This is a genomic window from Rhodococcus sp. DK176 (assembly GCF_038447315.2).
GTDB lineage: Bacteria > Actinomycetota > Actinomycetes > Mycobacteriales > Mycobacteriaceae > Rhodococcus_F > Rhodococcus_F jostii_A.
This window is the reverse complement of sequence record NZ_CP118321.2, coordinates 5,549,119-5,572,193: the sequence shown is the minus strand read 5'-3', so window position 1 is coordinate 5,572,193 and position 23,075 is coordinate 5,549,119. Positions and strand designations below refer to the sequence as shown.

Below are 23,075 nucleotides of genomic sequence, written 5' to 3'. Positions count from 1 at the left end.
AGACTCTGCCAAAGAAACCGATCACCGTCCAAGAGCAGTATCGGTAGTGATTGATAAGCGATCGTTATTGCTCGTCGGCGAGGGTGTCCGGCGACGGCAGCACCTCGGCGGCGAGGTCGAGAACCGTCTGCACGACGGGCGATACGGGACGGTCCGACCAGGCCAGCGCGGCCCGGACTTCGTATCGGCCGGCATCGAGGGGAACGAGCACCACCCGATTGGGATACGTCTGGACGTCACCCGGCACGAGCGCCACACCGACCCCCGCCGCGACGAGGGCGGTCAGCACGATGCCGTCGGTGGTCTCCTGCACGATGTTCGGCGTGAACCCGGCGTCCCGGCACGCGGCGAGCAGATCGCGGCGGAGAGTGGATCCGGTGGCGGCGGGATTCGCGACGAACGTTTCGTCGCGCAGTTCCGCGAGGTCGATCGACTTCCGTTCGGCGAGTGGGTGATCGCTCGGGAGCAGCGCACTGAGGTACTCCACCGAGATCTGCCGCGTGAGCACATGGGGGTGGGACACCGCGTCCGAGACGATGCCGAGGTCGAGTTGTCCCTCCCAGACTTCGTCGAGGATCTGCCCGCTGACCGTCGCCCCCTCGAGGACGAGATCGATCAGGGGGTACCGGCGGCGCACCGACCGTGCCAGAGAGGACAATTCGGTCTGCCCGTAGGCGCCGCTGAAACCGACCCGGACGCGACCCTCGACCGCCGGATCCGCGATCACCGCGGCATCGACGGCGCGAACGATTCCGGCGAGCGCGTCCTTGCACGGCTGCAGGAAGCGCTCCCCCGCCGCGGTGAGCCGGACCGATCGCGTGGTGCGATCGAACAGTTTCACACCGAGGCGCTTCTCGAGTTGCTGCACCTGCTGGCTCACGGCCGGTTGCGCGATGTGCAGCACCTCGGCCGCCCGGCCGTAGTTGAGTTCTTCGGCGACCGCGACGAACGATTTCATCCAGCGGATTTCCACGGCCGGTCAGTCCACCACGAACACCGTGAGTCGCACCTCGCCGGGGAGGCGTTCGCCGGTGCCGACGAGGATCCGCGAGCGCAGCCACGACCACCGGCCCTCGGCGGCGGTGAGCCGTGGGGTGCAGCGGAAGTAGACGCGCTCAGGCGGGACGGCCTCGCCGTCGACCAGACGGGCGATGTCTTCGGCGGTACCCGAGCGCAGCCCGAAGTTGGTGACGTAGATGCGGTCGCCGTCGTCGGTCTCGATGACGTACTTGGCCTCGAGCTCGGTGAGCGTGGACGAGCTGAGCAGCTGGAAGTCCGCCCCGACCGGCAGCACGGTGCCCCGCAGCTCGGGGCCCTCGACCCGGCCACCGACGATGGGGATGATGCGCCGTGTGCCTTCGGGCGTGGACCCGATCTCCACCGGCTCGGCCACCTCCACGACGAAGGTGGCGAGGAACGACATGCCGGGCGGTGCCGGGGTGAGGAGCTCGGTCATCGCGCGCGCTACTCCACGAAGGTGGGAAAGGCGATGCTCTGCAACGTGTCCCGCATCTGATTCACGACCGTGTCGGGGATGCCCTCGAAGTAGCGTCCGTGCGCGGCGTCGACGCGCGCCTTCGCGTCGTCGCGGAGCCGGCGCCCTTCCTCGGTGGCGGCGATCAGTTTGTTGCGGCGATCCGAGGGGTCGAGGGTGCGCACGACGAGTCCGCGTTCCTCGAGTTCGTCGACCAGACCCACGATCTGACTGGGGTCGAGACCCATGGTGGCGGCCACACCGCGCTGGTTGACGCCCTCGGCCTGCTCACAGGCGAGGACCAGGACCGAGTAGGAGCGCACCCGCAGACCCGTGGGTACGAGGGCTTTGTTCACCGCGCCCAGCACCATTCCGCCGACGCGCGAGAGCAGGAACCCGATGTCGTCTGATAACGCCTGCGACTCTGCCATGCGACGACCCCCTTCTGATGATTGTCGGTAGAGTAGCAGATCTTAATCATTGACATTCTCAATCATCAATGATTACGTGTGATTCAGCGAACACGACCTTAGGAGAATCACGACATGGATCTCAGCAACAAAGTCGCCGTAGTCACCGGCAGCGGACAGGGCCTCGGACTTTCCTACGCCAAGGACCTGGTGCGCCACGGCGCCGCGGTCGTGATCAACGACGTCAACCAGGCCACCGCCGACGCCGCCGTCGCCGAGATCACCGGCGCGGGCGGCCGGGCAGTCGCCGTCGTCGCCCCGGTCGGCAGCACCGAAACCGCCCAGAAGCTGGTCGCCGGCGCGGTCGACGCGTTCGGACGCCTAGACGTCATGGTCACCAACGCAGGCATCCTCCGCGACAAGGTGCTGTGGAAGATGACCGACGACGACTTCGACGCCGTGATCACTGTGCACCTGCGCGGCACCTTCACCTGCGTCCGCGAAGCCGTCCTGAAGTTCCGCGAACAGGGCGACGGTGGTCGCATCATCTGCATCGGGTCCCCCGCCGGCCAGCGCGGCAACTTCGGGCAGACCAACTACTCGGGCGCCAAGTCCGGCATCGTCGGCATGGTCCGCACGTGGGCGATGGAACTGCAGCGCGCGGGCATCACCGCCAACGCCGTCTGCCCCGTCGCAGCGACGGCGATGACCGAGACCGTCCCGTTCCTCGCCCCCTACATCGAGGGCATGAAGAACGGCGAGCCGCTGCCCGACATCATCCGCCGCGAGGTGGGCCTGGGCACCCCCGAGGACGCCGCAGGCATCATCTCGTTCCTCGCGTCCGACGCGGCCGCCGAGATCACCGGACAGGCGTTCGCCGTCGGTGGCGACCGCCTCGCGTTGTGGTCGCACCCCGACCTGACCGCGGTCGAGTACCACGACGGTGGCTGGTCGGCCGACGACATCGCGGCCCAGTGGGCCGGCACGTTCGGCGACGCCGTCCAGTCCGTCGGCGAGGAATTCCCCGAGGAGCTGATGGCGAAGTGAGCCGCTACGAGTACGGCATCGACTTCGACAAGATCGACGCCATCGACATCCACACCCACGTCGAAATCGACGGCTGCGGGCACCGGTCCCTCGACGACGAACTGATGGCCGCCTCGGAGAAGTACTTCAAGTCCGGCGAGGAACGCACCCCGTCCATCGACGCGATCGCCGACCACTACCGTGCCCGCAACATGGCCGCGGTCGTGTTCACCGTCGACGCGGCCTCGGCCAGCGGACACCCCACCAACTCGGTCGAGGAGATCGCCGAGGGCGCGGCCCGCCACAACGACGTCCTGATCCCCTTCGGATCCGTCGACCCCTGGCAGGGCAAGGCGGCCGTGCGGCGCGTCCACCGGCTCGTCGACGACTACGGCGTGAAGGGGTTCAAGTTCCACCCCAGCATGCAGGGATTCGAACCGAACGACCGGCAGTTCTACCCGCTCTACGAGGCCATCACCGAGGCCGGGGTCCCCGCCCTGTTCCATACCGGTCAGACCGGGATCGGCGCCGGGCTGCCCGGCGGCCACGGCATCAAACTGCGCTACTCCGACCCGATGCTGCTCGACGACGTCGCCGCCGACTTCCCCGACCTCACCGTGATCATGGCGCACCCGTCGGTGCCGTGGGTCGACTCGCAGATCTCCATCGCCACCCACAAGGCCAACGTCTTCATCGACCTGTCCGGGTGGTCGCCGAAGTACTTCCCGCCGCAGCTGGTCAAGGCCGCCAACAGCATGCTCCGCGGCAAGGTGCTGTTCGGCTCCGACTTCCCCGTCATCCAGGTCGACCGCTGGATGAAGGACTTCGCGAACCTCGACATCAAACCCGAGGTCGCGCCCCTGATCTTCAAGCAGAACGCGCTGCGCGTTCTCGGCATCAAGCACTGACCCTGCCCCACCGAACCACCAGGAGACTCATCGTGACCACCGCAACCACCACCCGGGTCGCCACCCTCGCCGACCTCGCGGCACTCGAGGGCCGGCCGCTGGGCACCAGCTCGTGGATCGACATCCCCCAGCAGCGGATCAACACGTTCGCCGACGCCACCGACGACCACCAGTGGATCCACGTCGACCCCGAGCGCGCCAAGGCGGAGAGCCCGTTCGGCGGGCCCATCGCCCACGGCTACCTGACGTTGTCGCTGATCATCCCCATGTGGGACGAGATCCTGACCGTCGACAGCGTCACCATGGCCGTCAATTACGGTCTCAACAAGGTCCGATTCACCAACCCCGTGCCCGCCGAGGGACGCGTCCGCCTGAACGCGACGCTGCAGTCCGTCGAGGAGCTGCCCAAGGGCGGCGTCCAGGTGACCGTCGCCGGGCAGATCGAACTCGAGGGCAGCGAGCGTCCCGCGGTCGTCGTCGAGGCCGTGTACCGCTTCTTCGAGTGACCCACCTGTGAGTACTTGTTAACCGCCCGCGGTTAACAAGTACTCACAGGCGCCGAAGGCGCATGCCTACTCGGGGGCCTGGTCGTCGGGCTCGACCTGTTCCGCCTGCTTCCGCTCGGACGCATTGCCCGCGATTCCCTTCGCCTCACGCTCGGCCACCAGCCGGTCTTCCATGTCGTCGACGAGGTCTGCGATCCGCTGGTGCTCGGGGAGGTGCTGATCGTGTCGATCCGAATTCGCCTTCATCACGCTCCTTCCGCTGTGTGCGACGTGCCGCAAATCCTGCGACTTCCGGACGCACAATTCGAACTGTACGCCGCGGGCCCGCCGAAGCGGGCATTCACGGCGGCACGAACTGGACGCCCGTCTTTCACGCGGTTCGCACCGTCGATGAAAGCTGTTGCCGAACACCGCCTTACGGGCGCCAGGTACGCCAATGTCGCACTGCGCAACCTCATTTCACCTTCGACGCGGGTCCTCCACCGCTGCCGGCAGGCGATGAATTCGATGCACAATCGACACCGTCTTGCGAGTACCTGCAGTCGGCACCTCGTACTCTGGACCGGGTACCACCCGAAGGAGGACCGATATGCCAGCAGTCACCACACCTCATGTCTATGTTCATCGTGCCGGCGATCGGCTGAAAACCAAGATTTCCTGGTTGGATTCGAAGCACTCGTTCTCCTTCGGCCAGCACTACGACCCCGACAACACACACCACGGGCTGCTCCTCGTGAACAACGACGACACCGTGCTCCCCGGTCAGGGATTCGACACGCATCCGCACAAGGACATGGAGATCGTCACGTGGGTGCTGCGCGGCTCGCTCGTGCATCAGGATTCGATCGGCCACTCCGGCATCATCTATCCCGGCCTTGCGCAACGCATGAGCGCAGGCAAGGGCATCATGCATTCCGAGAAGAACGACAGCTGGCGCCTCGAGGGTGAGCAGCATCACGAGCCGGTGCATTTCGTCCAGATGTGGGTGGTACCCGACGAAGCCGGCCTCACTCCGAGCTACGAACAACTCGAGATCGAGGACGAGATCCTCAAGGGCGGGCTGGTGCCCGTTGCGTCCGGAATGCCGGAATACAAGGACAATTCGGCGATCCGGATCAACAACAAGCACGCGGCCCTGCATGTCGCGCGACTCTTTCCCGGCGCATCGGTGACGCTTCCCGAAGCGCCGTTCCTCCACGTGTTCGTCGCCCGGGGCACCGCGGAGATGGAGGGTGTCGGCACCCTGTACGAGGGGGACGCCGTCCGTTTGAGCGCCTCCGGTGGCCAGCAGGTCACCTCGCACTCCGGCGCCGAGGTCCTCGTCTGGGAGATGCACGCCCGCCTCGGCGGGTGAGTTCCCAGCAAGTTCACAGCTGGACGGCACGCTGCGCGCAGGTTCGTGCGCCACGATCGGGTCACAGCCCGATCATGGAGAGGTACGCACAGTGAACAAGGACGTGGAGAAGAGCCGTCTGCGCATCAGCCGCCGCCGCGCGCTGGCGGTCGGAGGAACGGTGAGCCTGGGTGGGCTCATCGCCGCCTGCACCGGGAACGGGAGCAGCAGCACGTCGGCGTCGGCCACGTCGACCGCAGCCGCATCCAGTGCCGCGACGACCAGCGCCGACACGGTGAGCGCCCTGCTCGACCAGGCCCCGCAGTGCGTCATGGCCGTCGAGGAGACGCAGGGACCGTACTGGTTCGACGTCGACTCGATCCGCAGCGACATCCGCGAGGACCGGCCGGGCACGAAGCTGCAGCTCGCACTGCGGGTGCAGGACCTGACGAACTGTTCCGCGGACGGCTCCGCCGCGGTGGTGAGCAATGCCGTCGTGGAGATTTGGCACTGCGACGCGGGTGGTGTGTACTCGGGCTTCGAGTCGGGTTCGAGGGCCGCGGACCTCAGCGGCAACGGCGCCCCCGCAGGCGCGCCTCCGGTGGGCGGACCCGGTGGCGGCGGCCAGCCCCCGGCCGGTGGTCCCGGTGGTCCCGGAGCGGGTGGTCCCGGTGGGGACATGTCCGGCGGTTCGGGTGAGACGTCCGACGGGTCCTACAGCGTCGGCGACAGCGAGGCCGCCACCACGGACGACGGAACCTACCTGCGCGGCGCCCAGACCACGGACGCGAACGGCATCGCCCAGTTCACCACCATCTTCCCCGGGTGGTACACCGGCCGGACCACGCACATCCACCTGAAGGTGCACATCGACAAGAAGACGGTGCTCACCACCCAGCTGTTCTTCGACGAGGCCCTGCTCGACGAGGTGTACGCGACCGCACCGTATTCCGACCACACCGGACGCGAGAACAACGTGAACAACTCCACCGACAGCATCTACGACGCCGCAGGCCTGCTGACCGTCGCCGAGCAGTCGGACGGCTACCTCGCGGCGATCAACCTCGGCATCGACGTCTGATCGATCCCCGGACCTTTGTTTCGCCCTGAGCGCAGTGGTGGACCTCCCGGCCCGGAACGGTGTAAGGATGGAACGCATGACCACGGCTCAGCGCTCCGGCATCGACCTCACTCACCTCGACAACGACACCCGCGCCCAGGACGACCTCTTCGTCCACGTGAACGGCAAGTGGATCGACGACTACGAGATTCCCGCGGACCGGGCGATCGACGGCGCGTTCCGCACGCTGTACGACAAGGCCGAGGTCGACGTCCAGACCATCATCGAGGAGGCGGCGGACTCCGGCGCGGCGCCGGGGACCGACGCGCAGCGCATCGGTGACCTGTACGGCAGCTTCATGGACGCGGACGTCGTCGAGGCCGCGGGGCTCGCACCGATCGCGGGCGAGCTCGCCGACGTGGCCTCGGCCGCCGACCTCTCCGCGCTCGCCGCCGTCATCGGCCGCCAGCAACGCACGGGGGTCGGCGGAGCCGTCGGCCACTATGTCGACACGGACGCCAAGAATTCCGAGCGTTACCTCGTCCACTTCAGCCAGTCGGGCATCGGCCTGCCCGACGAGTCGTACTACCGCCAGGACGACCACGCGGAGATCCGCGCGGCGTACGTGAAGCACATCGCGAAGATGTTCGCCCTCGCAGGCGTCGACTACGACGCGCAGCGCGTGTTCGACCTGGAAACCAAGATCGCGGCCGGTCATTGGGACGTCGTGAAGCGTCGCGACGCCGAGCTGAGCTACAACCTGCTCACCCTCGACCAGCTCCCCGCCGGGTTGGACTGGTCGTCGTGGATCGGCGCGCTCGGCGGCACGTCCGAGCAGTTCGCCGAGATCGTGGTCCGCCAGCCCGATTTCCTTACCACGCTGACCGAGCTGTGGACGTCCGAGGACATCGACGACTGGAAGGCGTGGGCGACGTGGAACGTCATCCGCTCCCGCGCCCCGTACCTCACGCAGGCCCTGGTCGACGAGAACTTCGCGTTCTACGGGAAGACCCTGACCGGCGCCGAGGAGATCCGTGAGCGCTGGAAGCGCGGCGTGTCCCTGGTGCAGGATCTGCTGGGCGAGGCCGTCGGCAAGCTCTACGTCGAACGCCACTTCCCGGCCGACGCGAAGGCCCGCATGCAGGAACTCGTCGCCAACCTGCAGGAGGCGTACCGGCGCAACATCTCCGACCTGGACTGGATGAGCCCCGAGACGCGGCAGGCGGCGCTGCGCAAGCTGGAGAAGTTCACACCCAAGATCGGGTACCCCGACAAGTGGCGCGACTACTCGGCCGTCACCATCTCCCGCGACGACCTGGTCGGCAACTACCGCAGCGGCTACGCGGCGGAGTACGACCGCGACCTCGCGAAGCTCGGCGGCCCCGTCGACCGCGACGAGTGGTTCATGACGCCGCAGACGGTCAACGCCTACTACAACCCGGGCATGAACGAAATCGTCTTTCCCGCAGCCATTCTGCAGCCTCCGTTCTTCGACGCCGCCGCAGACGACGCCGCCAACTACGGCGGAATCGGTGCCGTCATCGGTCACGAGATCGGCCACGGCTTCGACGATCAGGGCGCCAAGTACGACGGCGACGGCAACATGGTCGACTGGTGGACCGACGACGACCGGACCGAGTTCGGCAAGCGCACGAAGGCGTTGATCGAGCAGTACAACGAGTTCGAGCCGAAGGCGCTGCCCGGCCACAATGTGAACGGCGAGTTCACCATCGGTGAGAACATCGGCGACCTCGGTGGCCTGTCCATCGCCATCGCGGCGTACCGGATCGCCACGGAAGGGTCCGAGCCCGAGGTTCTCGACGGCCTCACCGGTATCCAGCGGGTGTTCTTCGGCTGGGCGCAGGTGTGGCGCACCAAGGCCCGGGACGCCGAGGCGCTCCGCAGGCTCGCCGTCGATCCGCACTCGCCGCCGGAGTTCCGCTGCAACGGCGTGGTTCGCAACCTCGACACGTTCCACGACGCGTTCGACGTCAAGCCCGGTGACGCGCTTTACCTCGATCCGGAGGAGCGCGTCAAGATCTGGTAGCGACTACCGCAGACGGTTCCCCGTCGCCGCGGAGAAGAAGTACACCGCACCGGGCTTCGGCTGCAGGTGCACCCTCTCCCCCGCGGCGACAGTGCGGGTGCGGTCCACCCGCACCACCACCTTCCCGGACGTCCCGGACGCGTACACGAAGGACTCCGCCCCGAGTTCCTCGAGCAGGTCGGCGTCGACCGTGTACGAGTCCTTACGCCACGACCCCACCAGCGTCCACGACTCCGGGCGCACCCCCACGATCACGGAGCTGTCCCCGATAGCCGAGTGCGGCACGGGAATTCGCAGGCCGCCCAGTTCGGCGACGCCGTCGCGGATCCGGGTGTCCATGAGGTTCATCCCGGGCGAGCCGATGAAACCGGCGACGAACGTGTTGACCGGGTCGTCGTAGAGATCGCGGGGCCGGGCGACCTGCTGGAGGCACCCACCCTGCATGACCGCCACCCGGTCGCCCATCGTCATGGCCTCCACCTGGTCGTGGGTGACGTACACGGTGGTCGTGCCGAGCCGGCGCTGCAGACCCGCGATCTGCGAGCGGGTACTCACCCGCAGCGTGGCGTCGAGGTTGCTCAGCGGTTCGTCCATGCAGAACACCTTGGGGTGCCGCACGATGGCCCGGCCCATCGCGACCCGTTGACGTTGCCCGCCGGACAGTTTCACCGGTTTACGATCCAGCAGCGGCTCGAGTTCGAGCATCCGCGCCGCTTCCAGCACCCGCGCGGTGCGTTCCACCTTCCCGACGCCGGCGTTGCGGAGCGCGAAACCCATGTTGTCCGCGACGGTCATGTTCGGGTACAGCGCGTAACTCTGGAACACCATGGCCACGTCCCGCGCCCTGGGCGGCAACGCGGTGACGTCGGCGCCGCCGATCTCGATGCGGCCCGCCTCGACGGCTTCGAGGCCGGCCAGCATCCGCAGACTGGTCGACTTACCGCACCCGGACGGACCCACGAGGACGAGGAACTCGCCGTCCGCGATGTCGAGGTCCAGCCGATCGACCGCGGGTCGATCGGCTCCCGAATAGCGGTGGGTGACACCTGCGAACTGCACGTGGGCCATGGATATTCCTTCTCCTCCTACTGGGGCAGCTTGGGTGTGATCTGTCGGTCGATGATCTGCTGGAGTTGTGTCCCGACACCGGCGAACGTCGCCGCCACGTCCGCGTTCTGCAGCGCGATCTGCTCGAGTCCGGTGCCGATGATCTGGTCACCGCCGGGCACGAACACCCGGGCGTAGTCCTGCGACCGGGTCTTCGCGAGCTGGTCGACGGCGGTGCGCGCGTTGGGGTTCGCGTCGAGGTACGCCTTCATGCTCGGGTCCTCGACAGCGGACTTGCGGACGGGCATGTACCCGACGTTCTGGGAGAAGTACGCGGTGTTCTCGCCGTTGGTCACGAAGTCGATGAACCTCAGCGCGTTCTTCTTCCGCTCGTCGGAGATCCGCGCCGGAATCGCGAGGCCCGCGCCACCGGTCGGGCAGCCCGGCGCGCCCGACGCGGGGAGGAAGGCGGTGCCGAAGTCGAACGCGGCGGACTTGGTGATCCCCGACAGGTCGCCGGTCGAGGCGATGGTCGACGCGAGGATGCCCGCACCGAACTCGTTGGCGATGTCGCTCGACACGGCCGCGTACTTCTTCGTGTGGATCATGTCCTTCAGGAACGTTCCCGCGGCGAGTGTCTTCTCGTCGCCGAACTTCAGGTCCCACTGGTCCGAGTACGCCCCGCCGAATGTCCAGACCGGCCCCTCGAACGTCCAGCCGAGGTAGTTCTTGGCGTCGCCCCAGCCGTGGGCCAGCTTGCCGCCGCCCATCACCCGCTGCAGTTCGGGACCCCACTCGTCGAACTCCTGCCAGGTGGCGGGCCCGCGGTCGGGCAGGCCGGCCTGCGCCCACACCTGCTTGTTGTAGTAGAACAGCGGCGTCGACCGCGCGTACGGAAGGGCGTAGTGCCTGCCCTCGAACAGGTAGTCGGCGAGCAGCGAGTCGACGTAATCGGAGGAGTCGACACCGACCTCGCCGAACAGTCCGTCGAGCGGCTCGATGGCCCCGGTCAGGGCGTAGTTGAACCACCAGACGTCCGACAGGACCACGACGTCGGGCAGTTCGCCGCCCGACAGGGCCGCGTTGAACTTCTGCGACACCTCCTCGTAGTTCTTTCCGCCGTCGACGAGGTTCACGGTGAGGTCGGGGTATTTCGCCTGGAACCGGTTGATCAGTTCCCGTTCGACCTCCTGCGACTTGCCGGGGTGGTTGGACCAGAACGTGATGGTGTTCGCGCCGGACGTCGCCGACGAGCCCGACCCCGACCCGGCGCACGCCGTCAGCGCGGCGCCGGCGGCCACCGCGCCCGCCAGCCCGAGGAATCCCCGACGGTTCATCCGATTCATGTCTCTCCTCGTTCTCCGCTATCCCTTGACCGCACCCGATGTGAGGCCCTTGATCATGTGCCGTTGCAGCACAAGGAAAACCACGAGAATCGGCAGCATCGTGAGTACCGTTCCCGCCATGACCGGGCCCCAGTTGGTGAGCCCGTCGTTGTTCTGGAGTTGGGTCAACCCGACCGGCAGGGGCGCGACGGACGCGTCGTCGGCCATCAGGAACGGCCACAGGTATTCGTTCCACTCGGTGACGACGGTGATGATCGCGAACGCCACCATGGTGGGCCCCGACACCGGCAGGATCACCCGCCACAGCAGCCGGAAGTGGCCTGCGCCGTCCATCCGGGCGGCCTCGACGATCTCGGTGGGTATCGACAGGAAGTGGTTGCGCATCAGGAACGTTCCGAACGCGACCCCGGCGAGCGGAACGATGATGCCGTGAAAGCTGTTCCGCCAGCCCCATTCGGCGACGAGTGCGTAGTTGGAGATGACCGTGATCTGGTTGGGCACCATCAAGGCGGCGATGATGCCGAGGAATACGACGTTCTTGCCCGGGAACCGCAGGAACACCAGCCCGTAGGCACTGAACACGCCGAGTGCGAACTTCACGACGGCCAGCACCCCGGTGATGATCACGGAGTTGCGCAGGAACGTCCAGAACGGCACCGACGTGGTGGCCTCCGAGTAGTTCTCGGGATGGAAGGTGCCGGGCCACCAGGTGACCGGCAGGGTGTAGACGTCCGGGCGATCCTTGAAGGACGTCATCACGATCCAGTACAGCGGCAGGGCAACCATGACCAGCACCGCCACCATCGCGGCGTATCCCAGGGCCGTCACGAGCACCTCCCGGCGGCGATGGTCACGGGCCGGGTCTGCCGTCACCGGCACCTCCGTGCTGCGCTGTTCGCGCAGGGTGTCCGCGGTCACCGGACCTCACCGCGATCCATGATCCGCACCTGGTAGACAGTGATCCCGAGCAGGACGAGGAACATGATCGTGGCCACGGTGGCGCCGTAGCCGGCACGGAAATTGCGGAACGACTCGTTGTAGACCTGGTAGACCATCGTGGTGGTTCCGGTACCGAGCGGACCGCCCCGGGTCATCACGTTGATGATGTCGAACACCTGAAGGGAGCCCAGCATCACCGTGATCGAGAGGAAGTAGGTGGTCGGACGCAACTGCGGCAGGATGACCCGGCGGAACGTCGTCCACCTGCCCGCCCCGTCGATCTCCGCGGCCTCGGTCAGCTCACGCCGCGTGCCCTGCAGTGCCGCAAGGTAGATCACGAACGTGTAGCCGAGGTTCTTCCACAGGTAGGTAACCGTCACCATGAACAGCGCCCAGTGCGGGTCCTGATAGAAGTCGGGGACGGAGTCGACCCCGGCACGGTGCAGCAGATCCTGGATCAACCCGAAACGGGGATCGAACACGAACTGGAACGCCACCCCGATCGCGGCGCCCGAGATGACGAACGGCGCGAAGATCGCCGAGCGGACGAGGTTGCGGCCGTGCAGGTTACGGTCCAGCAGCACGGCGAGCGCGAGACCGGCGATCATCGATCCCACCACGGTCGCGACGGTGAACACGACGGTGTTCCCGACGATCTGCCAGGTGTCGGTCCGGCTCCACCACTCGCGGTAGTTGTCCCATCCGACGAACGTGGCGACGGGGTCGGCGATGTTCCAGTCGAAGAACGACAGCCGGATGTTGTCGACCAGGGGCCGGTAGGTGAACAGCACGAGCAGAACCAGATTGGGACCCACCAGCGCCGCGAACAACGCGTAGTCCCGCCATGGACGCCCGAGCAGTCCCTGCTTTCCCGGCGACGGCAGGGAACGTTGCGGACTCGATCTCACTGCGGCAGTCTGACGACCGATGACGAATAGCCGGTGAATTGCCGTAGCCCGCACATTGAACTGTGCGGGCTACGGGAAGAACGCGGTGGGAATCGGGGTCAGCGGTTCCAGTCGCCGAGTCCGTCGGAGCCGTTCAACACGCCGCCCGCGGTGTTCTGCACGACCACGGCGTCACCCTTCTTCGAGTTCTCGTAGAACCACTTGGCGTCCTCGGTGCTCACGTTGAGGCAGCCGTGGCTGACGTTGGTGTTGCCCTGGGCGTCCACCGACCACGGTGCGGCGTGGACGAAGATGCCGCTGTACGACATGCGGGTGGCGTACTCGACGTACGTGCGGTACCCCTCGGCCGAGTCGACCGGGACACCGTACGTGGACGAGTCCATGTACATGTCGCGGAACTTGTCGCCGATGATGTACGTGCCGTTCGGCGTCTCGTGATCGGTCTTACCCATCGAGGTCGGCATGGTCTTGACCACTTCGCCGTTCCGGGTGACGGTGATCTGCTTGGTGTTGTCGTCCGCGGTCGCCACCAGCGCGTCGCCGATGGTGAAAGTGGAGTGCGAATCGCCGGCATCCACGGTGACCTCGGTGTTCGCGGGCCAGAACTCGGTGGGCTTCCAGCGCACCTGGCTGTCGTTGATCCAGTAGAAACCACCCTCGACGGGCTGGCTGGTGGTGACCTTGATTGCCCGCTCGGCGGCGGCGCGGTCGCCGATCGCCTCGTTGAAGCGGATGATCACCGGCTGCGCGACACCCACGACCTCGCCCGCGCCCGGGTTGAGGGACGGAGCCGAGAAGTTCGCAGGCGCGGGTGCCGGCTCGGGAAGCGGCAGCTGCGGCGCGCCGGGCAGCCCGGGAAGGGTGGGAAGACTCGGAATCTCCGGTCCACCGGGAAAGAGCGGTGCGGCCTGTGCGGCCCCGACCAGCGCAGTTCCGGAGACGACGGCCCCGGTCAGTGCGACGGCGACGCGCGAAGACCAGTGCTTGTTCCTGGAAAATCCGATTCCTGACTTGCCCATATGACCACTCTCGTTCGACGACGTGTGCAACGCGCGTCCCCGACGGACCTATCAATCGCGCACTGCCATTAACACACATCATCCGGCCACGAGCAATTTGCCCGCAATCGTTGCCGCTCCGCGGCCTGCGAGGCGGTGGTGTCACCGAGCGGTCAAGAAGTCCTCACGATCAGGTCTCGGCGCGGGCGGCGGCGAGCATGCTTTCGATGGTGATCAGTTTGGTGCGCGTCCGACCGGCCGCCCTGCCCCCGGCGCGTTCGGTCTTGTCGATCCGCTGCCAGCCCTGGTAGTCGACGGCGTCGGGTGCACGCTCGGCGATCAGCCGGTCGAGGGCCTCGCGTTCGGCGGGCGCGTCGAGCCGCCCGGCGCAGAAGTCGTCGATCAGCATCCTGACCGTCTCCGCGGAGCAATACTTGTTGGTGCCGATCACGCCCGTCGGCCCGCGTTTGATCCAGCCCGCCACGTACACGCCGGGCACGGGAGCGCCGGTCTCCGGATCGATCACCCGGCCGTTCTCGTTGGGGATGACGCCGCGCCGGTCGTCGAAGGGGATCCCGGCCACGGGTTGGCCGCGATAGCCGATCGAGCGCAGCACCAGGCCGGTGTCCAGCGTCGAGGTGACGTCGGAGGGTTTGGCGCTGAGCCTGCCGGATGCGTCCGTGACCAACTCGTTCTTCGCGATGCGAACCGATTCGACGGTGTCGGTGCCGAGAATCTCCACGGGTGACGTCAGGAAACGCAGCACGATCCGCTTCTTCGCCGGATCGGCGGTGCGCCGGGCGAATTCCTCGACCTGTCTCACCTTGTGGCGCTGCGACGGCTCGGCCTCGTCGCCGTCGATGAACGCGCGGCTCGCCGGGTCGAGCACCGCTTCGTCCGGGTCGACCACGATGTCCACGTTCGGCATGCGCCCGAGCGCCAGGAGTTCGGGGTTGGTGTAGGCGGCCTGGGCGGGGCCCCGGCGGCCGAGAACGACGACCTCTCGGATGTTGCTCGCCCGCAGGGCCTCGAGAGCGTGCTCCGCGAGATCCGTCTTCGCCAGGATCTCCGGATCGGTGACGAGGATGCGGGCCACGTCGAGTGCCACGTTGCCGTTGCCGACGATGACGGCCCGCTCTCCCGACAGGTCGAACGTGCGGTCGGCGTAGTCGGGATGACCGTTGTACCAGGCCACGAACTCGGTGGCGGCGTGGCTGCCGACCAGATCCTCGCCGGGAATGCCCAGCGTGCGGTCGCCTGCCGCACCGACCGCGTAGATGACGGCGTGGTGGTGCGCGAGCAATTCCTCATGACTGACGTCCCGGCCCACTTCCACGTTGAAGTGGCAGTGCACCGTGCGTTTGCCGACGACGGAGCGGAACTGGTCCGTGACGCCCTTGGTGCCCGGATGGTCCGGCGCGACACCGGCGCGCACCAGTCCGTACGGGGTGGGCAGGCGGTCGAAGATGTCGACCTCGACGCGCGGCTTCGCGGTGAGTTCCATCGCGGCGTAGCAGGCGGCCGGACCCGACCCCACGACCGCGACGTGGAGTGTGCCGAGGGCCGCATCGATCTGGGGCAGCTTGAGCGGCTCGGGCCAGTCGGGGCCGATGGGGTGCTTGGTGTAGTACTGCGCGTTGATGTCCAGGTACGGCTCGTCGACCTCGTCGAGGTCGTTCTCCGCGTAGATGGCCTCCACCGGGCACTCCTCGACGCAGGCCCCGCAGTCGATGCAGGTGTCCGGGTCGATGTACAGCATTTCCGTGGTGGCAAACGGCTTCTCGTCCGGTGTGGGATGGATGCAGTTGACCGGACAGACGTCGACGCACGAGGCGTCGTTGCAGCACGGCTGCGTGATCACATAAGCCACGGTTCTCCCCTACCTGAGTACGCGCAGTCCGACGTCGAGATGTGACACCAGACTATAACGTGTTCCAATTTTGCGCGAGAACCGTGCGCGGTGTCAGACCGCGTCGCCAGGCTCCACACGGAATCCGACCTTCACCGTGACCTGGTAGTGCGCGACGGCGCCGTTCTCGACGTGACCCCGGGTCTCGACGACTTCGAACCACTCGACGTTGCGCACGGTCTCGTTGGTCCGCGCGATGGCGTTCTCGATGGCCGCATCGGTGCTGTCGCTCGACGAACCGACGACCTCGACAACTCGGTACACGTGATCACTCATCGGGATTCCTTTCGTGGTTACTTGCCGTTCCGGACGATCGCCTGCGCCTCGACACCGAGCCGGGCCAGACGAAGATCGCCGAGAGCCGTGAGGGAACTCCCGAGGCGGTTGGTGACGAAGCCCAGGGACAATCCGCTGTCGAGGTCCGCGTAGGCACCGGACCCGCCGACGCCGTAGTGCCCGATCGCGTTCCGCGGTTGTTCCCGGGACGCGAGGATCGGCCGGTGATAGCCGAGGGACCACTGCGGCCGGATACCGAGGACGTAGTCGCGGTCGTGGGTCTGTACCTGCGACATCTGCGCGATGGTGGCCTTGCGCAGGAACCGGTTGCCGTCCAGCCTGCCCCCGTTGGCGATAGCGCCGTACATGCGCGCGAGCGCCCGCGCGCTGAACACGCCGTTCCAGCCGGGCATCACCGCGTCGTGCACCGCGGGGTTCCGCACCAGAACGTCGAACCCCTGGGGCATCGCCGCCTCGGCGAGGCCCCGGGTGGGGCCGACGAGCGAGAGCACGTTCGACGTGAGCTCCCAGTTGAGGCCGGCCGGGTTGATGTGCGGAAACAGCTTCGCGATCCGTGGACGGTGCTGTCCGGGAACCTGATACCAGAAGTCGTCTACGCCGAGCGGGCCCGCGATTTCGTCCTGAACGGCCTGAACGAACGGCTTCCCGGTGACGCGTGCGATCAGCTCGGCCACCAGCCACCCGTAGGTGACGGCGTGATACCCGGGACCGCGCAGCCTGCGCGGATCCGCGGGGGTGGCCGCGAGGGCCTGGACGACGGCGTCGTAGTCGAGGAGATCGAGCGGGCTCCGCATCAGGCCCCGGACCTTGTGCAGTCCGGCCCGGTGGGTGAGGAGTTCGCGGACCGTGATGTCGTCCTTGCCTGCCGCGCCGAACTCGGGCCAGTAGCGTGCGACGGGCGCGTCGTAGTCGATCAGCCTGCGCTCGGCGAGGCGGTGGACGACCGTGCTGGCCACACCCTTTCCCGTCGAGAACGAGAGGGCGACGGTGTCGCGGTCCCATCGGCGGTCGCGGTCAGCCCAGCCCGCCCAGATGTCGAGGACTTTCTCACCCCGGAAGTACGCGGTGAGCGCCCCGCCGCCGTGCTGTGGTTGCCGGTACATCGCGAAGAATCGGTCGGCGAGCGGCAGGAACCGCGGATCGACGTGCAGCTCCGTCCGTGGCACGGACGCGGGCCGGGGAACTCGAACGCTGGTCGTCATCGACCACCTCCGATCTCGCTGCCGCATCTCCTACGGCAGTTGCGTCAGCCCATTGTGACTACCGTCACCATACGACGCGGACCGGGGTGCCGTTCAGGGAAGCCGCCACACTGTTATGCCGTCGCTCAGACACGCTTGACCTGCAAGGAAATTGATCGCGAGCGACGGTCCACCGGCGCACACCACGCCCTTGGCCGGATCCGCGACGAGCGCCTGCCCTCCCGGACCGCTCAGCACCAGCGCGGGACCGGCACTGTCGACCGTTCCGATGGCGACGCTCTGGGGCCCGACCGCCACCGCGGCGACTGCGCCGCGACGTGCCTCGGCGGCACCGACACCGCCGCCCAGGCCGGCGCCGAGCGCCGCTCCCGCGTGGGCTGCGTCGGCGAACCCGACACCGTCCGTGCCGAACGCCGCCGAATTGCTGCTCGTATCGGCGTTGGCCCCGCACGCGGTGCGGTCGACGACCGTGGTGTCACCCCGGCCCGGTGGGGACACACAGGAGAGGGAGACGGCCGACGCGGTGGCCGGCGCGATCATCAGGGCCCCGAGTGCCGTCGCGACGACACCGAGGACGAGTCCGGCAGTACCGACTGTCGTACGTTCCATGGCGACCTCACATTGTTCCCGACCCACCCGACCGTCCCGAGCCTACGTGAGCGCCGGCTATTTGCGGTCTCGGTCCCGACTCGGTTGTACCCGCTTGGGTTCCCCCGGCATTTTCGGGTAATTGGGTGGGTACGGCAGATCTCCGAGACCGTTCGCGGCGTCCCGTTCGGCCATCTCCAGCAGCACGTCGAGCGATTGCGCCACGTCACCCATGGTCCCCATGGGATCGCCGCGCTTCGCGAGCAGCGCGGGCACGGTCGCGATGGTGAAGTCGTCGGGGTCGACGTCCACCAGTTCCTCCCAGGTGACGGGCGTCGACACGGTCGCGATCGGCGTCTTGCGGGCCGAGTAGGCGGACGCGATGGTCTTGTCCCTGGCGTTCTGGTTGAAGTCGAGGAAGATGCGTTCGCCGCGTTCCTCCTTCCACCAGGACGTGGTGGCCCGGTCGCCGCTGCGCCGCTCGATCTCCCGGGCGAGGGCGATGCCCGCGCGCCGCACCTCGATGAAATCCCAGCGCGGTTCGATGCGGAGATACACGTGCAGCCCGCGGCCGCCCGACGTCTTGGGGTAGCCGACGAGACCGAGTTCGTCGAGCAGCGGCCGGAGCACGTCCAGCGCGACCGCCCGGGCGTCGTCGAATCCGGTTCCCGGCTGCGGGTCCAGGTCGATGCGCAGTTCGTCGGGGTGATCGACGTCGGGGCACCGGACCGCCCACGGATGGAACGTGATGTTGCCGAGGTTCGCCGCCCACACGATGTTCGCGGCACTGCGCACGCGGAGCACATCCGCCTTGCGGCCGGACGGGAACGTGACCTCGCACGACTCCACGTGGTCGGGGCGCTTCGCGGGAACCCGCTTCTGGTAGATCTCCTCGCCCTCGATCCCGTCCGGGAACCGTTGCAGATGCGTCGGCCGATCGAACAGGGCGGTCAGCAGCGCACCGTCGAGTGCCACGGTCCGGTAGTACTCCACCAGGTGCCGTTTCGTGCCGCCCTCGGCACCGAGTTTCGGGTAGTAGATCTTGTCGGGGTTCGACAGCCGCACGGCGACGCCGTCGACGTCGAGTTCTTCGGCAGGACTCGCCATCTAGGAACCTCCGGCCAGGACGTCGGCAAGGTCGTATCGCACCGGGACCTCCAATTGTTGGAACGTGCACTCGTCGGGCGTCCGGTCCGGGCGCCAGCGCAGGAACCGCGCGGCGTGCCGGAACCGGGCACCCTCCATCTGGTCGTACGCCACCTCGACGACGCGTTCGGGGCGCAGCGGCACCCAGGTTCGGTCGTTGCCCGACTGCCACCGCGTCGGCGCGCCGTCCGCGACCACGTCGTCGCCGACGCGCAGCTCGTCGAGTTCGGCGAGCAGTTCGATCCGCCGCGCGGCCGTGAACGCCGACGCACCGCCGACCATCGCCATCTGGTCGCCGTCGTACAGTCCGAGCAGCATCGACCCGATCCCCGGCTGACTCTTGTGCGGCCGGTATCCGATGACGACGCAGTCGGCGGTGCGGGCGTGCTTCACCTTCACCATTTCCCGCTTGTTGGGCAGGTACGGGCCCACCAGCTTCTTCGCCACCACCCCGTCGAGGCCGGCACCCTCGAACGCCTCGAACCACTCGGTGGCCATCGCACTGGATTCGGTGGCGGCGGTGACGTGGCAGCTGGGTCCGCCGCCGATGGTGTCGACGAGCTGCGCGCGGCGTACGGAGAAGTCCTCCCGGCTGAGGTCGCGGTCGCCCAGGGCGAGCAGATCGAACGCGACGAACTGCGCCGGGGTCTTCTCGGACAGCATCGTCACCCGGCTCTCGGCCGGATGAATGCGCTCCGACAACGACTCCCAGTCGAGCCGGGTGCGGCCGTCGATGTTGCGCGGGACGACGAGTTCGCCGTCCACCACGCACCGCTGCGGCAGTTCGTCCTTCACTGCCCGGACGAGTTCGGGAAAGTACCTCGCCAGATCCTTTCCGCCGCGGGACCCGAGCACCACCTCGTCGCCGTCGCGGAAGACGAGGGTGCGGAAACCGTCCCATTTCGGTTCGTAGGACCAGGCGAGGCCGGACTCCGGTTGCGCCGGAACGGACGACGCAGCCTTCGCGAGCATCGGCTGTAACGGAGGCATCACGGGGAGATCCACCCGTCCATACTGTCACCACGATTGGCAAATCGGACAGCGATGTAATCAAATTATGCGCGACACGGCAATCGCGGTGGACACGATCGGGGTGGCAACGGTCATCTCGGAGGAACGGGTGGCGGACGGTCACCTGACGGAGGGGTCAGACATGACAGGGTTAGTTCGGCGGGTGTGTACCGCAGTCGTCGCGTTGTCGGCGACGGCAGTTCTGGTGGCCGGGTGCGGTTCGGACACGACGCCTACCGCGGTGCCGGAGTCGGGTGCCTCCGCGGCCACCACGTCCAGCGAATCGACCACCGTGATCGACGGGCAGGAAGGCGAGGACGCCGGCGGCGACGTCGACTTCGAGGTCGCGATCGGTGAGTGCGTGAAGCTCGGCGGCACCGTCTCCGACGCCGAGATCGACAAGGCGGTGTGCGGCAGCGCCGATTCGAACTACAAGGTGATCGCCAAGGCCGCGAAGAACAGCCAGTGCATCAGCGACGCCGACTCGTACTACTACGAAACCCTCGGCGGCATCGAGCAGGGCGCGATCTGCCTCGACGTGGACTGGGTTATCGGCGGGTGCATGGACGTCGGCGGCGAAGATCCCGCGCGCATCGACTGCGGCGACACGACGGCCGTCGACGGTGTGAAGGTGACGGAGATCGTGCAGGGCGCCACGTCCGTGGACTCGTGCAGCACGTCGTCCAACGGATACGAATACCCCGAGCGCAAGTTCGTCGTCTGCGTCGACGAACTCTGACAGCAGGCGCCGGCCGGCTGCGGACACTGCCCGCAGCCGGCCTCGCTCACAACCAGCCGCGGCGTTTGAAGATCGTGTACAGCCCGGCACAGGTGAGCATCATCAGCGACAGGGCGAACGGATACCCACCGACCCAGTGCAGTTCGGGCATGTGGTCGAAGTTCATGCCGTAGACCGTCCCGATCAGGGTGGGCGCGAACAGGATCGCCGCCCAAGCCGACACCTTCTTGATCTCCTCGTTCTGCGCGTAGCTGGCCTGGGTCAGGTTGCGCATCTCCTCGTTCTGCTCCTGCGACACCAGGGTGGCGTTGACGGTGAGGATGTTCCCGAGCAGCTGACGGAAGCCGTCGGCCCGCTCCACGACAACCGTCGCGTGGTCGGTGACGTCGCGCAGGTACCGCTGCAGTTCCTCGTCGGTGTTGTACTTCTCGAATCCCGCCGACAACCCGCGCAGCATCCCGAGCAGCGGCCTTGTGGCCCTCTGGAATTCGATGACCTCGCGGGTGAGTTCGTAGATGCGCCGCGAGACACCCGGCGCTCCGCTGAACACCTCGGTCTCGATCTCGTCGATGTCGTTCTGCAATCCGGCGACGACGGGCGCGTACCCGTCGACCACGGCGTCGAGGATCGCGTAGAGGACGGCTTCGGGTCCGAGCCGGAGCAGGTCCGGGTTGCTCTCCATCCGCCGGCGGACCGCCGACAGGTCGGGGGATTCGCTGTGCCGGACCGTGAGCACGAACGTCGGACCGCAGAAGACGTGCAGCTCACCGAATTCGACGCGCTCGGTCTCGTCGCAGTAGCGCGCGGCGCGCAGGACCACGAACAGCGTCTTGCCGTAACGCTCCAGCTTGGGCCGCTGGTGGGCGACGATCGCGTCCTCGACGGCCAACTCGTGCAGGTCGAATTGCTTTGCTGCCGCATACAACTGGGCGTCGTTCGGCCGGTACATCCCGATCCACGCCATCGACGACGCGTCCGGCAGGCTCGCGAGGGCCTCGGACAGGGTGGCCGGGGTGGCCGTCTTCCGGCCGTCGCGGTAGACGGCGCTGTTGACCACCGTTTCCTCGGCAGGCGTCGGTTCGACGGGCCGGCGGGTCACCGCGTGACCGGCGTCGGCGTCGGACAGACCGGCGGAACGGCTGGGGAGAAGGGAACGGATCGGGCGCAGCTGAGGCATGACACGGGGCTTTCGAGGGAAAGTGGGCAGCGCGGAACAGCGCTGAGGAACACGGACCGTGAAACCGCGCACCTACCGGTGGAACGGTTTCAGTTGGTACTCGGAGGTTGGCTTCTCATCGGACGCCACACCTCCTTGCTCTCTCGAAATGGCAGTTCACGACCTCGGCGAACTGCAGACCGGAGGACACGATACCCCCGGCGACCGGCCACGACAACCTGGGATCCCCGCCGTGTCGGTCCCGGATCCGGCGCCAGACGCGGCCGATACTGGGCGGGCAACGAATCACCACCGAGAGGCCCCCATGACCAGCTGGTCGGACAGACCGATCTGCGCGTTCGACCTGGAGACGACGGGGCCCGACCCCACCGACGCCCGCATCGTCTCCGCGTGCATCGCCGTCGTCGACGCTCACCACTTCGAGTCGCGAACGTGGCTGCTCGACCCGGAGGTTCCCATCCCGCAGGGCGCCTCGGACGTGCACGGAATCTCCACGGAGTACGCCCGGGCCCACGGGCAGGACTACGCCACCGGGTACGGGGAGATCCGCGAGGCTCTGGACGACGCATGGACCCGCGACCATGCCGTCGTCGCGTTCAACGCCTCCTACGACCTGACCGTCATGCACACCGAGGGCCTGCGCCTCGGGCTGGCCGAACTCGTCACCGGCATCGTGGTCGACCCGTACGTCATCGACCGCGAGATGGACCGGTACCGGAAGGGCAGGCGCACACTGGGCGCGGTGTGCGAGCACTACGGCATCGCCCTCGAGGACGCCCACGAGGCCGAGGCCGACGCGATCGCCGCCGCACACCTCGCCCGGACGCTCGCGCAGGAGTACCCGAATCTGCGGGCCCTCGACATCATGACGCATCAGGCCGGCTGGCACGCAGAACGGCAACGCGACTTCGCCGACTACCTCGTCCGGCAGGGCAGGGACGCATCGGACGTCAACGGCGAGTGGCCGATTCGCGGTCTCGCAGAGTTCCGCATCGCCTGATCCG

Annotated in this window: 24 protein-coding genes; 8 read left to right on the top strand and 16 right to left on the bottom strand. The window is 67.3% G+C overall.

Annotated features, from left to right (window positions below):
* Positions 1–64 precede the first annotated feature (64 nt).
* Genes PSR88_RS26100 through couR form a run of 3 tightly spaced genes read right to left on the bottom strand, consistent with a single transcriptional unit; the run spans position 65 to position 1,905 of the window.
* Positions 65–973: a LysR family transcriptional regulator gene (locus tag PSR88_RS26100; protein ID WP_016883828.1), complete on the bottom strand. Its 909-nt coding sequence runs from the start codon at positions 971–973 to the stop codon at positions 65–67.
* Between the two features lie 6 nt (positions 974–979).
* Positions 980–1,456, bottom strand: coding sequence for a DUF3237 domain-containing protein (locus tag PSR88_RS26095; RefSeq protein ID WP_016883829.1), 477 nt, complete (start codon positions 1,454–1,456; stop codon positions 980–982).
* 8 nt (positions 1,457–1,464) lie between these two features.
* The gene (gene couR / locus PSR88_RS26090) at positions 1,465–1,905 is read right to left on the bottom strand and encodes a MarR family transcriptional repressor CouR (protein ID WP_009478157.1); all 441 of its coding nucleotides are present in this window, start codon (positions 1,903–1,905) and stop codon (positions 1,465–1,467) included.
* A gap of 114 nt (positions 1,906–2,019) precedes the next feature.
* Here couR and couN point away from each other — a divergent pair, with 114 nt between their 5' ends.
* From couN to couM, 3 genes are read left to right on the top strand one after another with little or no spacing between them, the layout of a single operon-like run.
* Entirely contained in the window at positions 2,020–2,931 is a 912-nt protein-coding gene (gene couN / locus PSR88_RS26085; protein WP_016883830.1) for a 4-hydroxyphenyl-beta-hydroxyacyl-CoA dehydrogenase, read from the top strand.
* Entirely contained in the window at positions 2,928–3,818 is an 891-nt protein-coding gene (gene couO / locus PSR88_RS26080) for a 4-hydroxyphenyl-beta-ketoacyl-CoA hydrolase (protein ID WP_016883831.1), read from the top strand. Before couN ends, couO begins: the two co-directional genes overlap by 4 nt.
* Before the next feature lie 32 nt (positions 3,819–3,850).
* Entirely contained in the window at positions 3,851–4,324 is a 474-nt protein-coding gene (gene couM / locus PSR88_RS26075) for a p-hydroxycinnamoyl-CoA hydratase (protein WP_009478153.1), read from the top strand.
* A 66-nt stretch (positions 4,325–4,390) separates the two neighbouring features.
* Here couM and PSR88_RS26070 read toward each other — a convergent pair whose 3' ends face one another.
* Positions 4,391–4,570 (bottom strand): hypothetical protein, encoded by a 180-nt coding sequence (locus tag PSR88_RS26070; protein ID WP_005243850.1) that lies wholly within the window; start codon positions 4,568–4,570, stop codon positions 4,391–4,393.
* A 343-nt stretch (positions 4,571–4,913) separates the two neighbouring features.
* On the opposite strand from PSR88_RS26070, the gene PSR88_RS26065 reads away from it, so the two are divergent.
* The 3 genes from PSR88_RS26065 to PSR88_RS26055 all read left to right on the top strand — a co-directional run bounded on the left by PSR88_RS26065 (position 4,914) and on the right by PSR88_RS26055 (position 8,764).
* Entirely contained in the window at positions 4,914–5,678 is a 765-nt protein-coding gene (locus PSR88_RS26065) for a pirin family protein (RefSeq protein WP_009478152.1), read from the top strand.
* 91 nt (positions 5,679–5,769) lie between these two features.
* Positions 5,770–6,738: an intradiol ring-cleavage dioxygenase gene (locus PSR88_RS26060; RefSeq protein WP_016883832.1), complete on the top strand. Its 969-nt coding sequence runs from the start codon at positions 5,770–5,772 to the stop codon at positions 6,736–6,738.
* Positions 6,739–6,814: 76 nt separating this feature from the next.
* Positions 6,815–8,764 (top strand): M13 family metallopeptidase, encoded by a 1,950-nt coding sequence (locus PSR88_RS26055; RefSeq protein WP_029539572.1) that lies wholly within the window; start codon positions 6,815–6,817, stop codon positions 8,762–8,764.
* 3 nt (positions 8,765–8,767) lie between these two features.
* Here the strand turns inward: PSR88_RS26055 and PSR88_RS26050 are convergent, their stop codons facing one another.
* The 11 genes from PSR88_RS26050 to PSR88_RS26000 all read right to left on the bottom strand — a co-directional run bounded on the left by PSR88_RS26050 (position 8,768) and on the right by PSR88_RS26000 (position 20,149).
* On the bottom strand, positions 8,768–9,832 hold the full coding sequence (locus PSR88_RS26050) for an ABC transporter ATP-binding protein (protein ID WP_016883834.1): 1,065 nt from the start codon (positions 9,830–9,832) through the stop codon (positions 8,768–8,770).
* A 17-nt stretch (positions 9,833–9,849) separates the two neighbouring features.
* Entirely contained in the window at positions 9,850–11,157 is a 1,308-nt protein-coding gene (locus PSR88_RS26045; protein ID WP_016883835.1) for an ABC transporter substrate-binding protein, read from the bottom strand.
* Between the two features lie 18 nt (positions 11,158–11,175).
* Entirely contained in the window at positions 11,176–12,075 is a 900-nt protein-coding gene (locus PSR88_RS26040; protein ID WP_016883836.1) for a carbohydrate ABC transporter permease, read from the bottom strand.
* Positions 12,072–13,004 (bottom strand): carbohydrate ABC transporter permease, encoded by a 933-nt coding sequence (locus PSR88_RS26035; RefSeq protein ID WP_016883837.1) that lies wholly within the window; start codon positions 13,002–13,004, stop codon positions 12,072–12,074. The genes PSR88_RS26040 and PSR88_RS26035 overlap by 4 nt, the downstream gene beginning before the upstream one ends.
* 98 nt (positions 13,005–13,102) lie before the next feature.
* Entirely contained in the window at positions 13,103–14,023 is a 921-nt protein-coding gene (locus PSR88_RS26030; protein WP_029539573.1) for an Ig-like domain-containing protein, read from the bottom strand.
* Positions 14,024–14,192: 169 nt separating this feature from the next.
* Positions 14,193–15,872 (bottom strand): FAD-dependent oxidoreductase, encoded by a 1,680-nt coding sequence (locus tag PSR88_RS26025; RefSeq protein ID WP_016883838.1) that lies wholly within the window; start codon positions 15,870–15,872, stop codon positions 14,193–14,195.
* Between the two features lie 93 nt (positions 15,873–15,965).
* A complete protein-coding gene (locus PSR88_RS26020; RefSeq protein WP_009478145.1) occupies positions 15,966–16,187 on the bottom strand; it encodes a dodecin in 222 nt (73 codons plus the stop codon).
* A 17-nt stretch (positions 16,188–16,204) separates the two neighbouring features.
* A complete protein-coding gene (locus tag PSR88_RS26015; RefSeq protein WP_011597345.1) occupies positions 16,205–17,410 on the bottom strand; it encodes a serine hydrolase domain-containing protein in 1,206 nt (401 codons plus the stop codon).
* Between the two features lie 93 nt (positions 17,411–17,503).
* The gene (locus tag PSR88_RS26010; protein ID WP_009478143.1) at positions 17,504–18,019 is read right to left on the bottom strand and encodes a DUF6764 family protein; all 516 of its coding nucleotides are present in this window, start codon (positions 18,017–18,019) and stop codon (positions 17,504–17,506) included.
* 57 nt (positions 18,020–18,076) lie between these two features.
* Positions 18,077–19,105, bottom strand: a complete 1,029-nt coding sequence (locus PSR88_RS26005) for a DNA polymerase domain-containing protein (RefSeq protein ID WP_011597344.1) — start codon at positions 19,103–19,105, stop codon at positions 18,077–18,079.
* On the bottom strand, positions 19,106–20,149 hold the full coding sequence (locus PSR88_RS26000) for an ATP-dependent DNA ligase (RefSeq protein WP_016883839.1): 1,044 nt from the start codon (positions 20,147–20,149) through the stop codon (positions 19,106–19,108).
* A 52-nt stretch (positions 20,150–20,201) separates the two neighbouring features.
* On the opposite strand from PSR88_RS26000, the gene PSR88_RS25995 reads away from it, so the two are divergent.
* Complete coding sequence (locus PSR88_RS25995; RefSeq protein WP_011597342.1) at positions 20,202–20,894, top strand: hypothetical protein; 693 nt, start codon at positions 20,202–20,204, stop codon at positions 20,892–20,894.
* 46 nt (positions 20,895–20,940) lie between these two features.
* Here PSR88_RS25995 and PSR88_RS25990 read toward each other — a convergent pair whose 3' ends face one another.
* Complete coding sequence (locus tag PSR88_RS25990; RefSeq protein WP_005253068.1) at positions 20,941–22,071, bottom strand: magnesium and cobalt transport protein CorA; 1,131 nt, start codon at positions 22,069–22,071, stop codon at positions 20,941–20,943.
* Between the two features lie 304 nt (positions 22,072–22,375).
* On the opposite strand from PSR88_RS25990, the gene PSR88_RS25985 reads away from it, so the two are divergent.
* On the top strand, positions 22,376–23,071 hold the full coding sequence (locus tag PSR88_RS25985) for a 3'-5' exonuclease (protein WP_016883840.1): 696 nt from the start codon (positions 22,376–22,378) through the stop codon (positions 23,069–23,071).
* The last annotated feature ends 4 nt before the right edge of the window (positions 23,072–23,075 follow it).